The 15917-nt window shown below is 71.8% G+C and carries 10 protein-coding genes and 1 pseudogene; 3 read left to right on the top strand and 8 right to left on the bottom strand.

The features are described from left to right. Window positions 1–85: 85 nt before the first annotated feature. Window positions 86–2584 (top strand): DNA internalization-related competence protein ComEC/Rec2, encoded by a 2499-nt coding sequence (locus tag A9O67_RS12330; protein ID WP_068610777.1) that lies wholly within the window; start codon window positions 86–88, stop codon window positions 2582–2584. On the opposite strand, the gene A9O67_RS12325 is transcribed toward A9O67_RS12330, so the two are convergent. Next, entirely contained in the window at window positions 2500–4413 is a 1914-nt protein-coding gene (locus A9O67_RS12325) for an EAL domain-containing protein (protein WP_068610775.1), read from the bottom strand. The two genes, A9O67_RS12330 and A9O67_RS12325, sit on opposite strands and share 85 nt — an antisense overlap. Before the next feature lie 183 nt (window positions 4414–4596). Here A9O67_RS12325 and A9O67_RS12320 point away from each other — a divergent pair, with 183 nt between their 5' ends. Both A9O67_RS12320 and A9O67_RS12315 read left to right on the top strand, forming a co-directional pair. Further along, entirely contained in the window at window positions 4597–6051 is a 1455-nt protein-coding gene (locus A9O67_RS12320) for a circularly permuted type 2 ATP-grasp protein (RefSeq protein WP_068610773.1), read from the top strand. A gap of 34 nt (window positions 6052–6085) precedes the next feature. Beyond that, complete coding sequence (locus tag A9O67_RS12315) at window positions 6086–7054, top strand: alpha-E domain-containing protein (protein WP_068610771.1); 969 nt, start codon at window positions 6086–6088, stop codon at window positions 7052–7054. Here A9O67_RS12315 and A9O67_RS12310 read toward each other — a convergent pair. The 7 genes and pseudogenes from A9O67_RS12310 to A9O67_RS12280 all read right to left on the bottom strand — a co-directional run bounded on the left by A9O67_RS12310 (window position 7020) and on the right by A9O67_RS12280 (window position 15891). Continuing rightward, window positions 7020–7577 carry a DUF1850 domain-containing protein gene (locus tag A9O67_RS12310; RefSeq protein WP_068610769.1) on the bottom strand — a complete coding sequence of 186 codons (558 nt, stop codon included), beginning with the start codon at window positions 7575–7577 and terminating at the stop codon, window positions 7020–7022. The genes A9O67_RS12315 and A9O67_RS12310 overlap by 35 nt on opposite strands. Window positions 7578–7586: 9 nt before the next feature. Continuing rightward, window positions 7587–9647, bottom strand: coding sequence for a TRAP transporter permease (locus A9O67_RS12305; RefSeq protein ID WP_082955574.1), 2061 nt, complete (start codon window positions 9645–9647; stop codon window positions 7587–7589). 7 nt (window positions 9648–9654) lie between these two features. Next, entirely contained in the window at window positions 9655–10614 is a 960-nt protein-coding gene (locus A9O67_RS12300) for a TAXI family TRAP transporter solute-binding subunit (protein ID WP_068610766.1), read from the bottom strand. Window positions 10615–10737: 123 nt separating this feature from the next. After that, on the bottom strand, window positions 10738–12891 hold the full coding sequence (locus tag A9O67_RS13885; RefSeq protein ID WP_231960348.1) for a lytic murein transglycosylase: 2154 nt from the start codon (window positions 12889–12891) through the stop codon (window positions 10738–10740). 155 nt (window positions 12892–13046) lie between these two features. After that, window positions 13047–13826 (bottom strand): annotated as a pseudogene (locus A9O67_RS13880) (DUF3488 domain-containing protein); the annotation flags it as partial. A 125-nt stretch (window positions 13827–13951) separates the two neighbouring features. After that, window positions 13952–14959: a DUF58 domain-containing protein gene (locus A9O67_RS12285; RefSeq protein ID WP_068610760.1), complete on the bottom strand. Its 1008-nt coding sequence runs from the start codon at window positions 14957–14959 to the stop codon at window positions 13952–13954. Window positions 14960–14967: 8 nt separating this feature from the next. Beyond that, on the bottom strand, window positions 14968–15891 hold the full coding sequence (locus A9O67_RS12280) for an AAA family ATPase (RefSeq protein WP_068610759.1): 924 nt from the start codon (window positions 15889–15891) through the stop codon (window positions 14968–14970). Window positions 15892–15917 lie beyond the last annotated feature (26 nt).

Here is a 15917-nt window from a genome sequence, read left to right as displayed (position 1 = left end):
AGGGAAGAACAGGGAGGGGGACATGCCGATCGGGCATCGGGCGCATTCGGGGCCGCCCGCGATAGAACCAAGCAAAGATCGCGCCATGCCGGAGGGCGCGTGGATCCAGACGGGGGCGGCCGCCGTCCGCCGGGTCTGGGGGCCGGCCGCGCTCGGCTGGGTCCTGGGGACGGCGTTGCAGCTCACGCAGGCGTCGCTCTGGCCGGTTTGGGGTTATGTGGCGCTGGCGCTGCTGGCGTTGATGGCGGGCGTCGGGCTGATGCGGGCGATGCGACACTGGCCCCGCAGCCGGTGGGGTTGGTTGCCGGTCGCGGCCGCGCTGGCCTTTGCCGCCACGGGCGGGCGGGCCGTCGGGTTTGCCGCCCAGGCGTTGCCGCCGGCTGCGGACGGTGCGCTCGTGCATGCGGTCTGGCAGGTGACGGCCATGCCCAGCCGTGGCGCCCAGAGCGTGGCGTTCGAAGCCCAGGTGCTGCAGGCCCGCACGCGCGACGGCCACGACCTGCCGATTCGGGGCACGATCCGACTGAGTTGGCGGCCGTTTGGTGCCGTGCGCGGCGAAGCCGCCGTGCCGCGGGTGCTGCCCGGCGAGACGTGGCAGGGCAGCCTGCGCTTGCGCGCGCCGCGCGGGCTGGCCAATCCGCATGGCTTCGATGCCGAAGCCTGGCTGTGGCGCGAGGGCATCGTCGCCACGGGCAGCGTGTCGGAGGGCGGGCGGCACGATGCCCCGCGCCGCCTTGCCGACGACTCCTGGCGCTACCCGGTGGAGCGGGCCCGCACGATCGTGCGCGATGCGATCGTGGAGCGGCTCCAGCCCGGACACGAGCTGGCGGCGGTCGGGCTGGTCGCGGCCTTGGTCACGGGCGACCAGGGGGCGATCCCTGCCGCGGAGTGGGCGGCGATCCGCGCCACGGGCGTGGCCCATTTGGTCTCCATCTCGGGCCTGCACGTGACGATGTTCGCGGTGATCGCCACCGTGGCGGTGGGGCTCGTCTGGCGGGGTGTGGGGCGGCGCTGGCCCGCCGTGCTGTTGCGCTGGCCGGTGCCCGTGGCCGCGGGGGTGGGGGGCGTGGCACTGGCCACGGCCTATGCCCTGTTCGCGGGCTGGGGCGTGCCCGCCCAGCGCACGGTGAGCATGCTCGCGCTGGTCGTGGCCCTGCGCTTGAGCGGGCGACGCTGGCCGTGGGGCGCGACCTGGTTGGCCGCCATGGTGGTGGCGGTGGTGCTCGATCCCTGGGCCTTGTTGCAGCCGGGCTTTTGGCTGAGCTTCGTCGCCGTGGCGGTGCTGTTTGGCCAGGGCGGGGCGGCGTGGCAACCCACCGGCCTGGGGCAGCGCCTGCACCATGCGGTCATGGGGCTGTTGCGGGTGCAGGCCCTCATCACCGTGGCGCTGGCACCGCTGACGTTGTTGTTGTTTGGCCAGGTGTCCGTCATCGGCCTGCTGGCCAATCTGATCGCCATTCCCTGGGTGACATGGGCCTTGACGCCGGTGGCGCTGGCGGGTGTCGCCGTCGCGCCCTTGTGGGACGCCGCCGCGTGGCTGGCCCAGGCGTTGCTGGCCGTCCTGCGCTGGCTGGCGGCGTGGCCCCTGGCCGTGTGGGAGCGGCCGGCGCCGCCCTTGCCGTTGGCCGTAGCCGCCTGCGCCGGGGCAGTGTTGCTGGTGTGGCGCGCCCCGTGGCGCTGGCGGGTGTGGGGACTGTGGCTGCTGTGGCCCGTGCTGGCTTTCCGGCCCGCCACGCCGCCGCCCGGGGCGTTCGAGGTGCTGCTGCCCGACGTGGGGCAGGGCAGTGCCGCCATCGTGCGCACCGCCCGCCACACCTTGGTGTTCGACAGCGGCCCGCCGATGGGGCGCAGCGATGCGGCCGAGCGCGTGCTGCTGCCGTGGCTGCGCGCCCTGGGCAGCGTGCCCGACGCGGTCGTCATCAGCCACGACGACAGCGACCACGCGGGGGGACTGGCGACGCTGGCCCAGGCCTTCCCCACCGCCACCTGGTGGGCATCCTTCGACCCCGGGGCGCGGCATGCGGGCCCGGTGCAGACGTGTGCGGCCGGTGTGTCGTGGGCGTGGGACGGCGTGTCCTTCGAATTTCTGCACCCGCCAGCGCCCGACTGGGTGCCGCCGCGACAGGGAGGCGACAACGCCCGCTCCTGCGTGCTGCGCATCGGTCAGGGCGAGCACGCGGCCCTGCTGGTCGGGGATATCCGCCAGGAGGAGGAAGCGGCCCTGGTCGCGGCCGATCCGACGCTGCGCACCGGCCTGTTGGTCGCGGCGCACCACGGCAGCCGCACCTCCACGGGGGCCGTCTGGCTGGATGCGCTTCGCCCCCGCGCGGTGGTCATTCAGGCGGGTTGGCGCAACCGCTATGGTCATCCGCACCCGGCGGTCCTGCAGCGGCTGCAGGCGCGAGGCATTCCCTGGGCGGATACCCCGACCTGCGGGGCGGTCACCTGGCGCAGCGCAGACCCGGCCGCCTTGGCCTGCGAACGGGCCCGGGCACCGCGCTACTGGCACGCCGTGCCACACGCGGGCGCCGCCGGCACCGAAAACCCCCGCGCCGATGCGGCGTCGGACGCCGGCGCGGATTGACCGCCGGCCGGGGCGGCCTCCCGGTCCTCCGCGACCACATGGATGCCGCGCTCGGCCTGCTTGGCCAGGTGTTTGGCGGCCGCCGCCGCGCTGGCCACCTGCTCCGCATTGCGGTAGCGGCCGGGGGCCACGCGCACCACGCCGATGCTCACGGTCGTCAAGCCGTGAAAGCGCATCACCCCGTGCCGGTCCTCGGCCAGGATGCCGCCGGCCTGCCGGGCCGCGGGGTCGTACAGATCGCGGGCCAGACGGTTGAAGCGCTCCACGGCCGCCAGCAGGCGGGCGTGCCAGTCGGCGCTTTGCATCAGCAGCACGAAGTCGTCGCCGCCGACATGCCCGATGAAGTCCCGCCTCGGATCGCAGGCGCCCGTCAGGCAGCGGGCTTGCAGGCGGATCATCTCATCGCCGCGCCAATAGCCGTAGTGGTCGTTGAAGGCTTTGAAGTGGTTCAGATCCGCATAGCAGGCGGTGAAGGCCTCGCCGTGGTCCAGCAGCCGCTCGATGTGCAGGGTCAGCGGCACATTGCCGGGCAGGAAGGTCAGCGGGTTGGCGTGGCGGGCGGCCTCGATACGCGCCTCGGTCACGCGGCGCACGAGCTGCTCGCCCGTGCCCAGACCCAGGTAGCGGCCGCCTTCGGTGATGATGAAGCCGTCGCGCAGATAGCGCTGATCGGGTGAGGTCAGCACCTGCGTGAGCTGCTCGATGGGGGTGTGCACATCCACGCACAGCGGGTCGGCGCTGGCGTGCAGCAGGCACGGGCGGCGGCCGTACAAATCCCGGAAGTAGCGCTGCATCGACAGCTCCTGCAGCGTGCGCCGGGCGATCAGGCCGACGGGGTAGCCGCCGGCCACCAGCGCCGCGGCCTCCAGCTCGGGGTGTTGGTGAAACAGCTCCAGCGCGTCCTCGTGCGTGGCGTCGGCGGGCAGGGCCGGCGCATCGACCAGCAAGGTACGGGCCGTCAGCCCGCGGTGGATGACGGGGCGGTCTTCCGGCAGCACGGCGATCTCGCGGCTGTCCAGCACCGCCAGCGCCGCCGCGGGCACGTCGGGGGTGGGCTCGGCGCGCGGATGCCCCAGCAGATAGCCCTGCACGAACGGGATTCCCAGATCGCGCAGCACCATCAGCTCGTCCGCCTCTTCCACGCCTTCGGCGATCAGGCGCGAGCCAAAGGTGTCCGCCAGTTGCTGCAGCGCGCGCAGGGTCTTGAGCTTGTGGCCCTCCTGGTGCACCCGGCGCACGAAGTATTTGTCGATCTTGACGTATTCCGGGCGCAGCTCCGACCACAGCCGCAGGCTGGAGCGCCCGTCGCCGAAATCGTCCAGCGCCAGCGCGGCGCCCGCGGCACGCCAGACCGACAGCGCCTCCTGCACGGCGGCCAGGTCGTGCACCCGCTCATGTTCGGTCAGCTCCAGCACCACACCGGCCAGGTCCAAGCCCGCCGTCTGCAGCGGATCCGCCGCGCCCGGCCCCCCACCCATGCGCAGCGCACCGTGCACCAGCGCCTGCGCGCTCAGGTTGACGAACAGTTGCCTGGGTCCGGGCGTATCGTGACGGCGCGCCAAGGCCGCGACCAGGCAGGCGTGTTCCAGCTCCAGCGTGCAGCCTTCGCGCCGGGCGGCGGCAAACAGCGTGTCCGGCGTGCGCCAGGCGCAGCCGGCGGGTGTGCGCACCAGAGCCTCGTGCCCGACGACGCGGCGCGCCGCGGCGTCCACGATGGGTTGCAGGTGCATGTGCAGCGTGCCCGCGCGCAGCAGGGTGCGCACGCTATGCGGGTCGGGTGGCGCCGAGGCGCCGGGCAGGGTCAGGATGGGCGTATCCATGGCGTTCATGGCAGAGCGCCACAGCGTACCGGCCTTATGTGACCGCTTGGTGAGACGTCACGGTGGGCCGGCGCGCCGTTGCGTGGACCCTCACCCGGTGCGCCGGCTGGCCCGCGCCTTGCTACCATGGACTGCAGACCGCGGGGCGAGCGCCGGCTTCGTTCCGCGCCGCAAACGCCCAGGGACCCGACCATGACCCCAGCCCCCCGCACCGGATACGACGAAATGACCGCCGCCGACGGCGGCGTGCGCCCCCACTACGCCGCCTATGCCCGCTGGCTGGCCCAGCAACCGCCGCAGCGCATGGCCGCATGGCGGGAGGAGGCGGAAATGATCTTTCGCCGCGTCGGCATCACCTTTGCCGTCTACGGCGACAAGGACGAGGACGGCGCGGGCACGGAGCGCCTGATCCCCTTCGATCTGATCCCCCGCGTGATCCCCGCGCACGAATGGCAGTTGTTGCAGCGCGGGCTGGTGCAGCGGGTCACGGCGCTCAACCGCTTCATCCACGACATCTACCACGGGCAGGAGATTTTGCGCGCCGGCGTCGTGCCGCGCGAGCAGGTGGAGCGCAATGCCCAGTTTCGCCCCGAAATGGTGGGCGTTGACGTGCCGATGGGCGTCTATGCCCACATTGCGGGCATTGATATCGTGCGTGCACCAATACCAGGCGGCGCGGGCGAAGCCCAGTACTACGTGCTGGAGGACAACCTGCGCGTGCCCTCCGGGGTGAGCTACATGCTCGAGGACCGCAACATGATGATGCGGCTGTTCCCCGAGCTGCTCCGCGACCACCGCGTCGCCCCGGTGGCGCACTACCCGGACCTGCTGCTGGAGACGCTGCGCGCCGTGGCCCCCAGCCACACGGCCGAGCCCACCGTCGTCGTCATGACGCCGGGCATCTACAACAGCGCGTATTTCGAGCATGCCTTCCTGGCCCAGCAGATGGGGGTGGAGCTGGTGGAGGGCCAGGACCTGTTCGTGCGCGACGGCTTCGTCTACATGCGCACAACGCGCGGGCCGCAGCGGGTGGATGTGATCTATCGTCGCATCGACGACGATTTTCTGGATCCGCTGGCGTTTCGGCCCGATTCCACCCTGGGTTGCGCCGGGCTGCTGGACGCCTACCGCCGCGGCAACGTGACCCTGTGCAACGCGATCGGCACCGGTGTGGCGGACGACAAGTCCCTCTACCCCTATGTGCCCAAGATGATCGAGTTCTACTTGGGGGAGTCGCCCATCCTCGCCAACGTGCCCACCTACCTGGGGCGCGATCCGCAAGACCTGGCCTACATCCTGGACCACCTGCCCGAGCTGGTCGTCAAGGAGGTGCACGGCGCCGGTGGCTACGGCATGCTGGTCGGCCCCGCGGCCACGGCGGCGGAGATCGAGCACTTTCGCGCGGCGCTGCGCGCCCGCCCCGAGCACTACATCGCTCAGCCGACCCTGTCGCTGTCCACCTGCCCTACCTATGTCGAGCAGGGGATCGCGCCGCGGCACATCGACCTGCGCCCCTTCGTGCTGTCCGGCAAGACCGTGCAGATGGTGCCCGGGGGCCTGACGCGCGTCGCGCTGCGCGAGGGGTCGCTGGTCGTCAACTCATCGCAGGGCGGCGGTACCAAGGACACCTGGGTGCTGGAAGCCTGACCCCAACCCTTGCCCGATTTTTCTGGAGGCCGACATGCTGTCCCGCACCGCCGATCACCTGTTCTGGATGGCGCGCTACACCGAACGCGCCGAAAACACCGCCCGCATGCTGGACGTGCATTACCAGACCTCGCTGCTGCCGCAGTCCGACGCGGTGGCGCGGCAAGGCTGGGAGGGGCTGTTGCGCATCAGCGAGCTGATGCCCGCCTACCAATACCAGTATGGCGAGATCAGCGCGCGCGACGTGCTGCACTTCATGGTGCGCGACGAGCACAACCCGTCGAGCATCTTCTCGTGCCTGCGCGCGGCGCGGGAAAACGCCCGTGCCGTGCGCGGCGTGCTCACCACCGAGATGTGGGAGACCCAAAACCAGACCTGGCTGGAACTGCAGCGCCTGTTGCGTGCGGGCGACTTCGAGCGCGATCCGGGGCATTTTTTCGAGTGGGTCAAGTTCCGCTCGCACGTCTCGCGCGGGGTGGCCTACGGCACCATGCTGCAGGACGAGGCCTTTCACTTCCTGCGCATGGGCACGTTTTTGGAGCGGGCCGACAACACCGCGCGCATGTTGGACGTCAAGTTCCATGCCGCGGCGCCCGAGGTGGCCACACCCGCCGGCCCCCTGTCGGCCGCCGATCCGACGCTGGACTTCTACCACTGGAGCAGCATACTGCGCAGCGTCAGCGCCTTCGAGATCTACCGCAAGGTCTACCGCAGCGTGATCACGCCCGAGCGGGTGGCCGAGTTGCTCATCCTGCGCCGGGACATGCCGCGCAGCCTGACGGCCTGTCTGGACGAGGTGGTGCGCAACCTGGAGGCTGTGCGCAACGACCACTCGGCCGAGACCGAGCGCCACGCCGGCCGGCTGCGCGCCGAGTTGCGCTTCGCCCGCATCGACGAGATTCTGGCCAATGGCCTGCACGCCTTCCTGACGCAGTTTCTGGAGCGGGTCAACGCGCTGGGCACGCGCATCAGTCAGACCTTTTTGCTGCCGGTGTCGACCTGATGACGCCCCCGCTTGCCGGACCGTCGCCGGTTGCCCGGCACGGGCGCAGCCGCACTACGCCTGCGTCGGACGCGCTGGCGCCGGACGGGACTGGGCCGGCCCACTCGCGCAGCGGCCGGCACCGGCCGTCCAGGCACAGCGTGTAGTCGGCCGTGTAGGCCGAGTGCATCAGCCGCAGGGCGGGCAGGGCGGCGGGGGGCGGCGACCATTCATAGCCGCCATCGCGCCACACGGCGTCCGGCGCCGGCTCCATCCCCGCGCCCGATCCCCGCACCCGGGCCCACAGCGGGCACAGGGCGCCGTCCCGCGCGGGGGCGCAGCGCTGTCCGGTGTCGGTGGGGGCGAGCAGGGTGTAGGACTCCTCCCACCGCACGCGCTCGATGGAATGCGTCCACGCCAGCGTCACGGTGCGCGCTCGCAGCACGACTTCGGCGCCCAGCGGCGGTCCCCCGTCCGTGGGTGGCAGGTCCGCGGCCGAGGCCGCCCACAGCAGACACAGCGCCCAGGCAGTGGGCCCGGCCATGGCCGCCGCTCAACCCGCCCGCACCGGCGGGCGGCGGCGCCGGCGCAGGCCGTGCCACAGTAGCAACGCCACGGTGCCCGCCAGACCGGCTTCGTCCGTGACCGGCAGTGCCATCACCAGCAGGCTGGCCGCGACGATGGCCCAGACCCGCTCCCACCACGCCAGCGGGCCCCACAAAAAGCCGATCGCCCCCGCGCCCCACAGGCCGATGGCCACCAGCGCCTTGAACACCACCCACACGACGGCCAGCCAGGTCGGGTCACCCTGCAGCATCAGCGCCGGGCTGTACACCGCGATATACGGCACCACGAACCCGGCCACGGCGACCCGCACGGCATTGAGGCTGATCTTCAAGCCCGACTCGCGGGCGATCGGGGCTGCGGCAAACGCAGCCAGCGCCACCGGGGGTGTCAGATCGGCCATGATGCCGAAATAGAACACGAACATGTGCGACACGATCAGCGGCACGCCCAGCTCCAGCAGCACCGGCGCCGCCAGCGAGCTGGTGATGATGTAGTTGGGGATCGTGGGGATGCCCATGCCCAGCACCAGGCAAGTCAGCATGGTCAAAAACAGGGCCAGCAGCAGGTTGTCCCGGCCGATGGCGATGACGTGCCCGCCGATTTCGGCCGCCACGCCCGTCAGGTTGATGACGCCGATGATGACCCCCACCAGCGCGCAGGCCGATGCCACCGGCAGCGCATGGCGCGCGCCGTCCACCAGCGCTTGCAGCGCCGTCCAGCGGGCATCCGCCCCGACGCGCAGCACATAGGTCAGCCCCACCAGCGCCGCCGTCACCACGAAAAAGGTCCCCACCCCAAACCGGAAGAACCCGCTGCACGCCAGCGCCAGCAGCACCCAGAACAGCACCCGCAGCGGCAGTCCGCGCACGCCCTGCATCACCGCGGCCCCAAAGATCAGCACCACCGTCAGGGCCAGCCCCACCGTCCCGGAAAACATCGGCGTGTAGCCGGAGAACAGCAGCGCGACCAGACAGGCCAGCGGCAGCAGCAGGTGCCAGCGTTCGCGCACCGCGGCCCACGGATCGGGGCACTGCTCCCGGGGCAGGCCCATCAGGCCCTTGCGCCCGGCCTCCAGGTGCACCATCCAAAACGCCGTCACGAAGTACAGGATCGCCGGGATCAGCGCCGCCTTGACGATGGCCAGATAGGGCACGTTGATCGTCTCGGCCATGATGAAGGCCACCGCCCCCATCACCGGCGGCATGATCTGTCCGCCCATGCTGGAGGTGGCCTCGACGCCGCCGGCAAACGCCGGGCTGTAGCCAAAGCGCTTCATCAGCGGGATGGTGAACTGCCCCGTCGTCACCACGTTGGCGACGCCGGAGCCGTTGATCGTGCCCATCAGGCCCGACGAGATCACCGCCACCTTGGCCGGCCCGCCGCGCGAGTGGCCCACCGTCCCCATGGCAAAGTCGGTGAACAGCCGCACCATGCCCGCCTGCTCCAGAAACGCGCCGAACAGGATGAACAGAAAGATGTAGGTCGACGACACATAGGTCGGTGTGCCGTAGATCCCCTCGGTGCCAAAGCCCAGCGTGGCGATGAGGATCTCCCAGTCGTAGCCGCGGTGGGCCAGCGCGCCCGGCAGGTGTTGCCCGAACGCGCCATAGGCCAGAAAGACCGCGCAGATGATGGGCAAACCCCAGCCCATCACGCGCCGGGCCGCTTCGAAGACCAGGGCGATCGCGACGATGCCGACCCACCAGTCCCAACCCGCCAGTTCGCCGGCGCGCTGGGTGAGGTCGGCCTCGAACACCCATTGGTAGAGCCCCGTGCCTAGGCCGGCAAGGCCCAGGCCCCAGCCCAGGGCCCGTCCGGCCCGACCGAGCCAGCCCGGGTGCTGCCGGAACGGCGGATACAGCAGGAACACCAGCCACAGCACGAAGCCGACGTGCATGGCCCGGATGACCTGGCTGGACAGGGAATGGAAGGCCGCCATCCAGAGCTGAAAAGCGGCGAAGGCGAGGGCCACCCAAAAAATCGGGCCGCGCAGGTCGGCCCGATGGGAGGGGGTGGCCGCCGGTGGGGTGTCCGTGGCGGCGTTCATGCGGCGATCACTTCAGCAGACCGACCTCGCGGTAGTAACGCTCGGCGCCCGGGTGCAGCGGCACCGGCATGCCCTTGAGCGCGTTCTCGCGCTTGATGGCGCGCGCGGCGTTGTGGGCGGCGTACAGGGTGTCCAGGTTGTCGTACATCGCCTTGGTCATGCGGTAGACCACATCCTCGGGCACGCCGGCGTGGGTGACCAGAAAGTTGGGGATGGCCGCCGTCGGCACATCCGCGGTCTGGCCGATGTAGGTGTTGGCCGGAATGACCGCGGGCTGGTAGGCCGGGTCGCCCACCTTGGCCACCACATCGGCCGGCACGGGGACGACCACGATCTTGATCGCCGTGGCCAGGTCGCGGATGGAGGCCACCCCCATGCCCGCGGACTGCAGCGTGGCGTCGAGCTGGCGGTTTTTCATCAGCTCCACCGATTCGCCGAAAGGCAGGTACTCCACCTTGGCCAGGTCGCTGTAGGACAGGCCCGCGGCCTTGAGGATCTCGCGCGCGTTGAGCTCGGTGCCGGAGCGCGCCGCCCCGACCGAGACGCGCTTGCCCTTCAAATCGGCCAGGGTGCGGATACCCGAGTCGGCGTTGGCCACGATCTGGATGTAGTTGTTGTACAGGCCCGAGACGCCGCGCAGCTTGTCGAGTTTTTGCTTGAAGCCGGCTTCCTCATTGCCCTTCCAGGCGTCGGACAGTGCATCGGCCAGCGTGAAGGCGACTTCGCCGCGCCCCGATTGCAGCAGGTTGAGGTTTTCGGCCGAGGCGCGCGTCACCTGGGCCGTGCTGCGGGCGTTGGGGATCTCCTTGGCGTAGATCTGCGACAGCGCGACGCCGACGGGGTAATAAACGCCGCTTTGCCCGCCCGTGAGGACGTTGACGAACTGCGTGGACTGGGCGGCGGCGGTGCCGGCGACCAAGGCCGCACCGATGCCCAGGGCGGCGGCCAGTTGGCGGATCATGCGCATGGGGTCTCCTCTGCTCGGGATCAACGAATGTGTCCCCGATGGTAGCGCGCGACCGCCCGCGCGCCCGTCAGGGGAAACCCCGGAAGCCGTGCAGACCAGACCCATGCGTGACACCCGTGCGCATCAGCGCGCCTGCCGCGCGCGCTCGACGGCCAGGCCCAGGTCCAGCACCGCCATCGCGTAGTAGCTGCTCTGGTTGTAGCGGGTGAGGGCGAAGAAGTTTTCGGTGCCCAGCACATAGGTGGGCGGCGCGCCGCCATTGGCCGGATCGCCATTTTGCAGCTCCACCAGGGCCAGCAGGCCCGGGTGTCCCTCCGCTTCCGCGGCCGGCTGGGCGCCGAGCGTGCGCACCTCGTCCAGCGTGAAGGTGGGCCGGATGTCCGGCGCCAGCAAGGCTGTCAGCGCCTCGCCGGGGGGTGGCGGGGTCACACCATAGCGCGCGGGCAGATCGCGCTGCCAGCCGTGTGCCCGCAGAAATTGGGCGACCGAGCCGATGGCATCCGCCGCGCTCGCGGTCAGGTCGATGCGGCCGTCGCCATCGAAGTCCACCGCATGGGCCAGCCAGCTGCTGGGCATGAACTGCGGCAAGCCCAGTGCCCCGGCGTAACTGCTGCGCCACGCGTCGGGCGCAGAGCCGGACAGCCGGGCCAGCCGCAAAAAGGCGCGCAGCTCCCCCTGGAAGTACGCCTGCCGGGCGGCGGCGCGCGGGTGCTGGGCGGGGAAGTCCAGCGCCAGCGTGGTCAGCACGTCCAGCGTCCGGTAGCGGCCCAGGTGTTGGCCGTACAGGGTTTCCACCCCGATGATCCCGACGATCAGCCAGGCCGGTACGCCGTATTCGGCCTGTGCGCGCGCCAGCGCCGTGCGGTGCTCGTCCCAAAAGCGAGCGCCGGCCGCGATGCGCCGCGGCTCGACGAACCGGGCGCGGTAGGCCGCCCAGTCCTTGAACGCCGCGGGCGGCGGCGGCAGGACCTGCTGCGCGGCGCGCGCGTCGTGCCGGGCCTGGGCAATCCAGCGGCGCGCCCAGCCGTCGTCCCAGGCCTCGGCGGCATCGATGGCGTCGGCCAGGGCGCGGGCATCCGCGCGCTCGGCATACGCGGCGGCCGCGGCGGCATGCGCAGGCCCCGCCTTGCTGCGCGCGAGGGTCGGTGCCGGCGGCAAGCCCAGGCCGGCGCCCACGGCCAGCCCCCACGCGGCACCCAGCAGAAGGCGCCGCCGTCCGCCGTCTGGCACAGGGGGTGGGGGCAGATCGCGCAGGCGGCGGGCAAGGGGGGTGAGCGTCGGCATCGTCGAATCGGTGGAGCGGGACCAGGCAGGATCGTAGCGCGACGCTTCGAGCGCCGCGAGCCACTCGGCCCAGGCCGGGTACACGCCGTCGGGGTCGTCCCCCACCCGCTGCGCGATGGCCATGCGCAGCCGCGCGGGGGTGAGGGGGTTCGGACAGGGCACGCCGGCGCGTTCCCAACGCCGGGCCGCCTGGGCCAGCAGCCGGTGCCAACGGTCCACCCGCGGCCGGCTCCAGAGCAGGGCGGCCACGCCGACCGCCGCCACGGCGGCGAGCACGATGCCCAGCAGCCGCGCCGCATCCTGCCAGCCCGTCGCCGACAGCCCCAGCCGCCGCAGCAGATCGAGCTGACGGGTGGGGCCGTAGTCCAGTATCCAGTCGTTCCAGCGCTGGTTGGCCGCGTCCCAGACCGCGCGCACGCGCTCCAGCAGGGCCGGATCGACCCGCACCATGGCGGTGGCGATGAGCCCCGGGGGCGGGCGCAGCCGCTCGCCGGCCGCGGTGCGGTCGGGGCTGACATAGGCGGTGGGGTCGATGCGCACCCAGCCGGCGTCCGGCAGCCAGACTTCGGCCCAGGCGTGGGCGTCGCTCTGCCGCACCGTCCACCGCCCGTCGATGGAGTTGTACTCCCCACCCTGGTAGCCGGTTACCACCCGCGCCGGGATGTCCAGCGCGCGCAGGGCGATGACGAAGGCCGAGGCAATGTGTTCACAAAAACCCGCCCGCCGGTCGAACCAGAATTCGTCCGCGGTGTCGCGGCCATAGACGCCCGGCTCCAGCGTGTAGCGGTAGCCGCCCTCGCGCAGGTGGCGCAAGACGGCTTCGACCAGGACTGGGGCGGGGGGCTCGCCCAGCTCGCGCCGCAGCGAGTGGGCCCATGCCAGCGTCCGGGGGTTGTAGCCCGGCGGCAGTTCCCGATCCACATGCAGCGCCTGGCGCGGGGCGTCGGCGCCGCTGCGGTGCGCGGGGTGGGCCACGGCCTCGTAGCGCAGCACGTCGGTGATCGGGCGCGGCAGCCACCACTGCCGGTCCGCGGTCGCCTGGGGCGACAGCCCCCCACACCGGCGCCGGCCGCGGTGATCACCGGGGCCGTGGGGGTGGCTTCCAGCGTCAGCAGCCAGGGGCGCAGGCTGGGCTCCATCGTCACCTGGTAGCGCAGGCCGGGGCCGGTGGGCTGAAAGCGGCCCGCCGTGTCCTGCTGCAACAGCATGGGGGGCATGCCGCCGGCTGCATCCGGGCCGTGCAGCGGTCGCCAGCGCCGGCCATCGAACACGCGCAGCACCGGCCCGCGAAAATACAGCGCCTCGCGCGGGGGCGCCCCGTCGGGAAAGGCCACCCGCAGCGCAACCCGCTCATCCAGCGCCAACTGGGCCACATCGCCCACCTGCATCTGCCCCGACAGCCCGCTGCGGCCGATGGTGCTGTCGGTGGGGATGCCCCACAACGGGGGCAGGCGGGGAAACAGCGCGAACAGCAGCGCCATGATCGGCGCGCCCGCCAGCGCCATGCCGCCCGCTGCGCGGGCCGCCTGCCACAGTGGCGGGCGGCCGTTGGGCAGGTGGGCCAGCACCAGCGCGGTCAGCAGGCCCCACACCGCCAGACCGATGCCCAGCGCCGTCAGCAGCGATTGCGAGCGCAACAGCGGCGTCCACAGCGTGAAGAACCCCAGAAAAAAGATCACGTAGGCGTCGCGCCGGGTGCGCATCTCCAGCGTCTTGAGCGTCAGCAGCACGACGATGAGCGTGACGCCGGCCTCGGGCCCCAGCAGGGTGCGGTGGCTGCCCACCGTCAGGCCTGCGGCCGCCACGGTTAGCGCCAGCCGCCACGGCCAGCCCGGCAGCGGCCGGCCGCGCCACGCGATCCAACCGCGCCACACCAGCACGGCGGCGGCCAAGGCGCTCGTCCAGACCGGGATATGGCCGGTCTGCATGCCGACGATCGCGCCAATCACCCCGAGCAAAAACAAGGTGTCGCGCGTCTCGCGCGGCAGGGTCGGCAGGCGCAGCCGCGCGCCGAACGGCGGTCGGACGTTCGGTCGCTGTGGGGATTGGGGGGTCAATGACACGCCAGCGACTCCAGGCAATGCCGGCGGTGGGCGGGGCCGCTGTCCGGCTCCACGACCAGGTGGGGCAGCCGCAGCCCGTAGCGCAGGCCCCGGGCGTCGGCCTGCAGCACCCAGGCGCACAGGCGCCCGCGCTGGGCCTCGGCATCGCGCAGTCCGCAGGTGCTGCTGTCCAGCCAAAGCGCAGCCGTGGCCTGCCGCTGGGCGGCCTCGCGCACCAGCCAGCCGCTGGGGTCGCCGTCGCTGCGGGCGGCTTTTTTCCACAGCACCCGTGCGGGGGCATCGCCGGTGCGGTAGGGGCGCACGGCGTCCGGCACGTCGTCGCTCACCGCGGCGGGTGCCGCGCTGGAAGCCACCAGAGGGGGAGGGGTGGGGCCGTCCGTTGCCGCTGCACCGGGCAAGGGCGGGGCGTCGATTTCTGGCGCCGGGTAGACGGTCACCGTGCCTGCCGGGCGCCACCAGCTCCAGACGCGAAAAGCGCCCAGCGGGTAGCGGGTCTCGATGGACAGTGGGGGCAGGGGCTGCCGCCCCCGTGTGGCAAACACCAGGGGCAGGGCCACGCTCACCGCCTCACCGGGGGGGAGGTCGACCGACGCCGTGTCCGCATCCGCCCGCGCCCAGCGCACGGTCAGGGCCCAGCGCGCGCGGCGCCCTGGGTTGTGTACATCGATCCGCACCCGGACCGGTTGGCCGGCGAATGCCTCGCCTTCGACGTCCACCCCCAGGCGCAGGCCGCGCAGGTTCTGATGCGCGACCCACACCCCGACCGCCGCCTGGCCCGCCAGCAGAAAGGTCAACAAATACCCCAGGTTGAGCTGGTAGTTGATGCTGCCCACCAGCAGCAGGAGCAGCGTCAGCCCCAGCATCCAGCCCGGCCGGGTCGGCAGCACGTACAGATTGCGGTGGGTCAGCGCGTGCTCGGCGGCCGCGGGCAGCCGCGCCAGCCACCAGGCACGCAGCCGCGCCAGCGGGCTTCGCACCAGGGCGCGGGGCTGGGCCATGGGCGCTTTCAAGGCAGGGGAAGGGCTTGCACCAGTGCGCGCAATTGGCCCGCCGCATCGCGTCCGGCCCCTGCCGCGGGTGTGAGCCGGTGCGCGGCCACGGGGACCAGCACGTCGATCAGATCGTCCGGGGCCACGTAATCGCGGCCCTGCACCAGCGCCCGGGCCCGGCCCGCGCGCAGCAGCGCCAGACCGGCACGGGGGCTCAGGCCGTGGGCAAACCAGCGCGGCTCGCGTGTGGCGGCCAGCAGCGCCTGCAGATAGTCCAGCAACGGGTCGCTTACCGCCACCGCCTCCGCCGCCTGCTGCAAGCCGAGCAAACCCTCGGCATCGAGCGCCGCCGGCAGCCGTTGCAGCATCTGCCGGCGGTCCTCGCCCCGCAGCAGGGCGCGCTCGGCCGCGCGGCCGGGGTAGCCGAGCGACAGCCGCATCAAAAACCGGTCCAGCTGCGACTCGGGCAGGCCGTGGGTGCCCAATTGTTCGAAGGGGTTTTGCGTCGCGATGACGAAGAACGGTCGCGGCAGCGCATGCGTGGCACCATCGACGCTGACCTGGCGCTCCTCCATCGCCTCCAGCAGCGCGCTCTGGGTCTTGGGGCTGGCCCGATTGATCTCGTCGGCCAGCAGCACCTGGGTGAACAGCGGCCCGGGGTGGAACACGAAGTCCTGGCGCGCTCGGTCGTACACCGACGCGCCGATCAGGTCGCTGGGCATCAGGTCGGCCGTGAACTGCACCCGCGCAAACTGCAGGCCCAGTGTGCGCGCCAGCGCCTGCGCCAGCGTCGTTTTGCCGACGCCGGGCACGTCCTCGATCAGCAAATGGCCGCCCGCCAACACGCAGGTCACGGCATCGCGCAGGACGTCGTCTTTGCCCACGATGACCGTGGTAAGCTGATGCATCAAGGAGGCAATGAGGGGCCGGTACGCGGTCATGCCCCGACGATACCGGAAAGCGCTGC

Origin of the sequence: Tepidimonas fonticaldi (assembly GCF_001675355.1) — a bacterium.
Classification (GTDB): domain Bacteria; phylum Pseudomonadota; class Gammaproteobacteria; order Burkholderiales; family Burkholderiaceae_C; genus Tepidimonas; species Tepidimonas fonticaldi.
Note: the sequence above shows the minus strand (reverse complement) of the source record. Positions and strands in the feature narration are given on the sequence as shown.

What these genes read in the sequence shown, in the direction of transcription:
- A9O67_RS12330 (WP_068610777.1), top strand. Translation starts at nt 86, where the DNA reads ATGCCGGAGGGCGCGTGGATCCAGACGGGGGCGGCCGCCGTCCGCCGG.
- A9O67_RS12325 (WP_068610775.1), bottom strand. Translation starts at nt 4,413, where the DNA reads ATGAACGCCATGGATACGCCCATCCTGACCCTGCCCGGCGCCTCGGCG.
- A9O67_RS12320 (WP_068610773.1), top strand. Translation starts at nt 4,597, where the DNA reads ATGACCCCAGCCCCCCGCACCGGATACGACGAAATGACCGCCGCCGAC.
- A9O67_RS12315 (WP_068610771.1), top strand. Translation starts at nt 6,086, where the DNA reads ATGCTGTCCCGCACCGCCGATCACCTGTTCTGGATGGCGCGCTACACC.
- A9O67_RS12310 (WP_068610769.1), bottom strand. Translation starts at nt 7,577, where the DNA reads ATGGCCGGGCCCACTGCCTGGGCGCTGTGTCTGCTGTGGGCGGCCTCG.
- A9O67_RS12305 (WP_082955574.1), bottom strand. Translation starts at nt 9,647, where the DNA reads ATGAACGCCGCCACGGACACCCCACCGGCGGCCACCCCCTCCCATCGG.
- A9O67_RS12300 (WP_068610766.1), bottom strand. Translation starts at nt 10,614, where the DNA reads ATGCGCATGATCCGCCAACTGGCCGCCGCCCTGGGCATCGGTGCGGCC.
- A9O67_RS12285 (WP_068610760.1), bottom strand. Translation starts at nt 14,959, where the DNA reads ATGGCCCAGCCCCGCGCCCTGGTGCGAAGCCCGCTGGCGCGGCTGCGT.
- A9O67_RS12280 (WP_068610759.1), bottom strand. Translation starts at nt 15,891, where the DNA reads ATGACCGCGTACCGGCCCCTCATTGCCTCCTTGATGCATCAGCTTACC.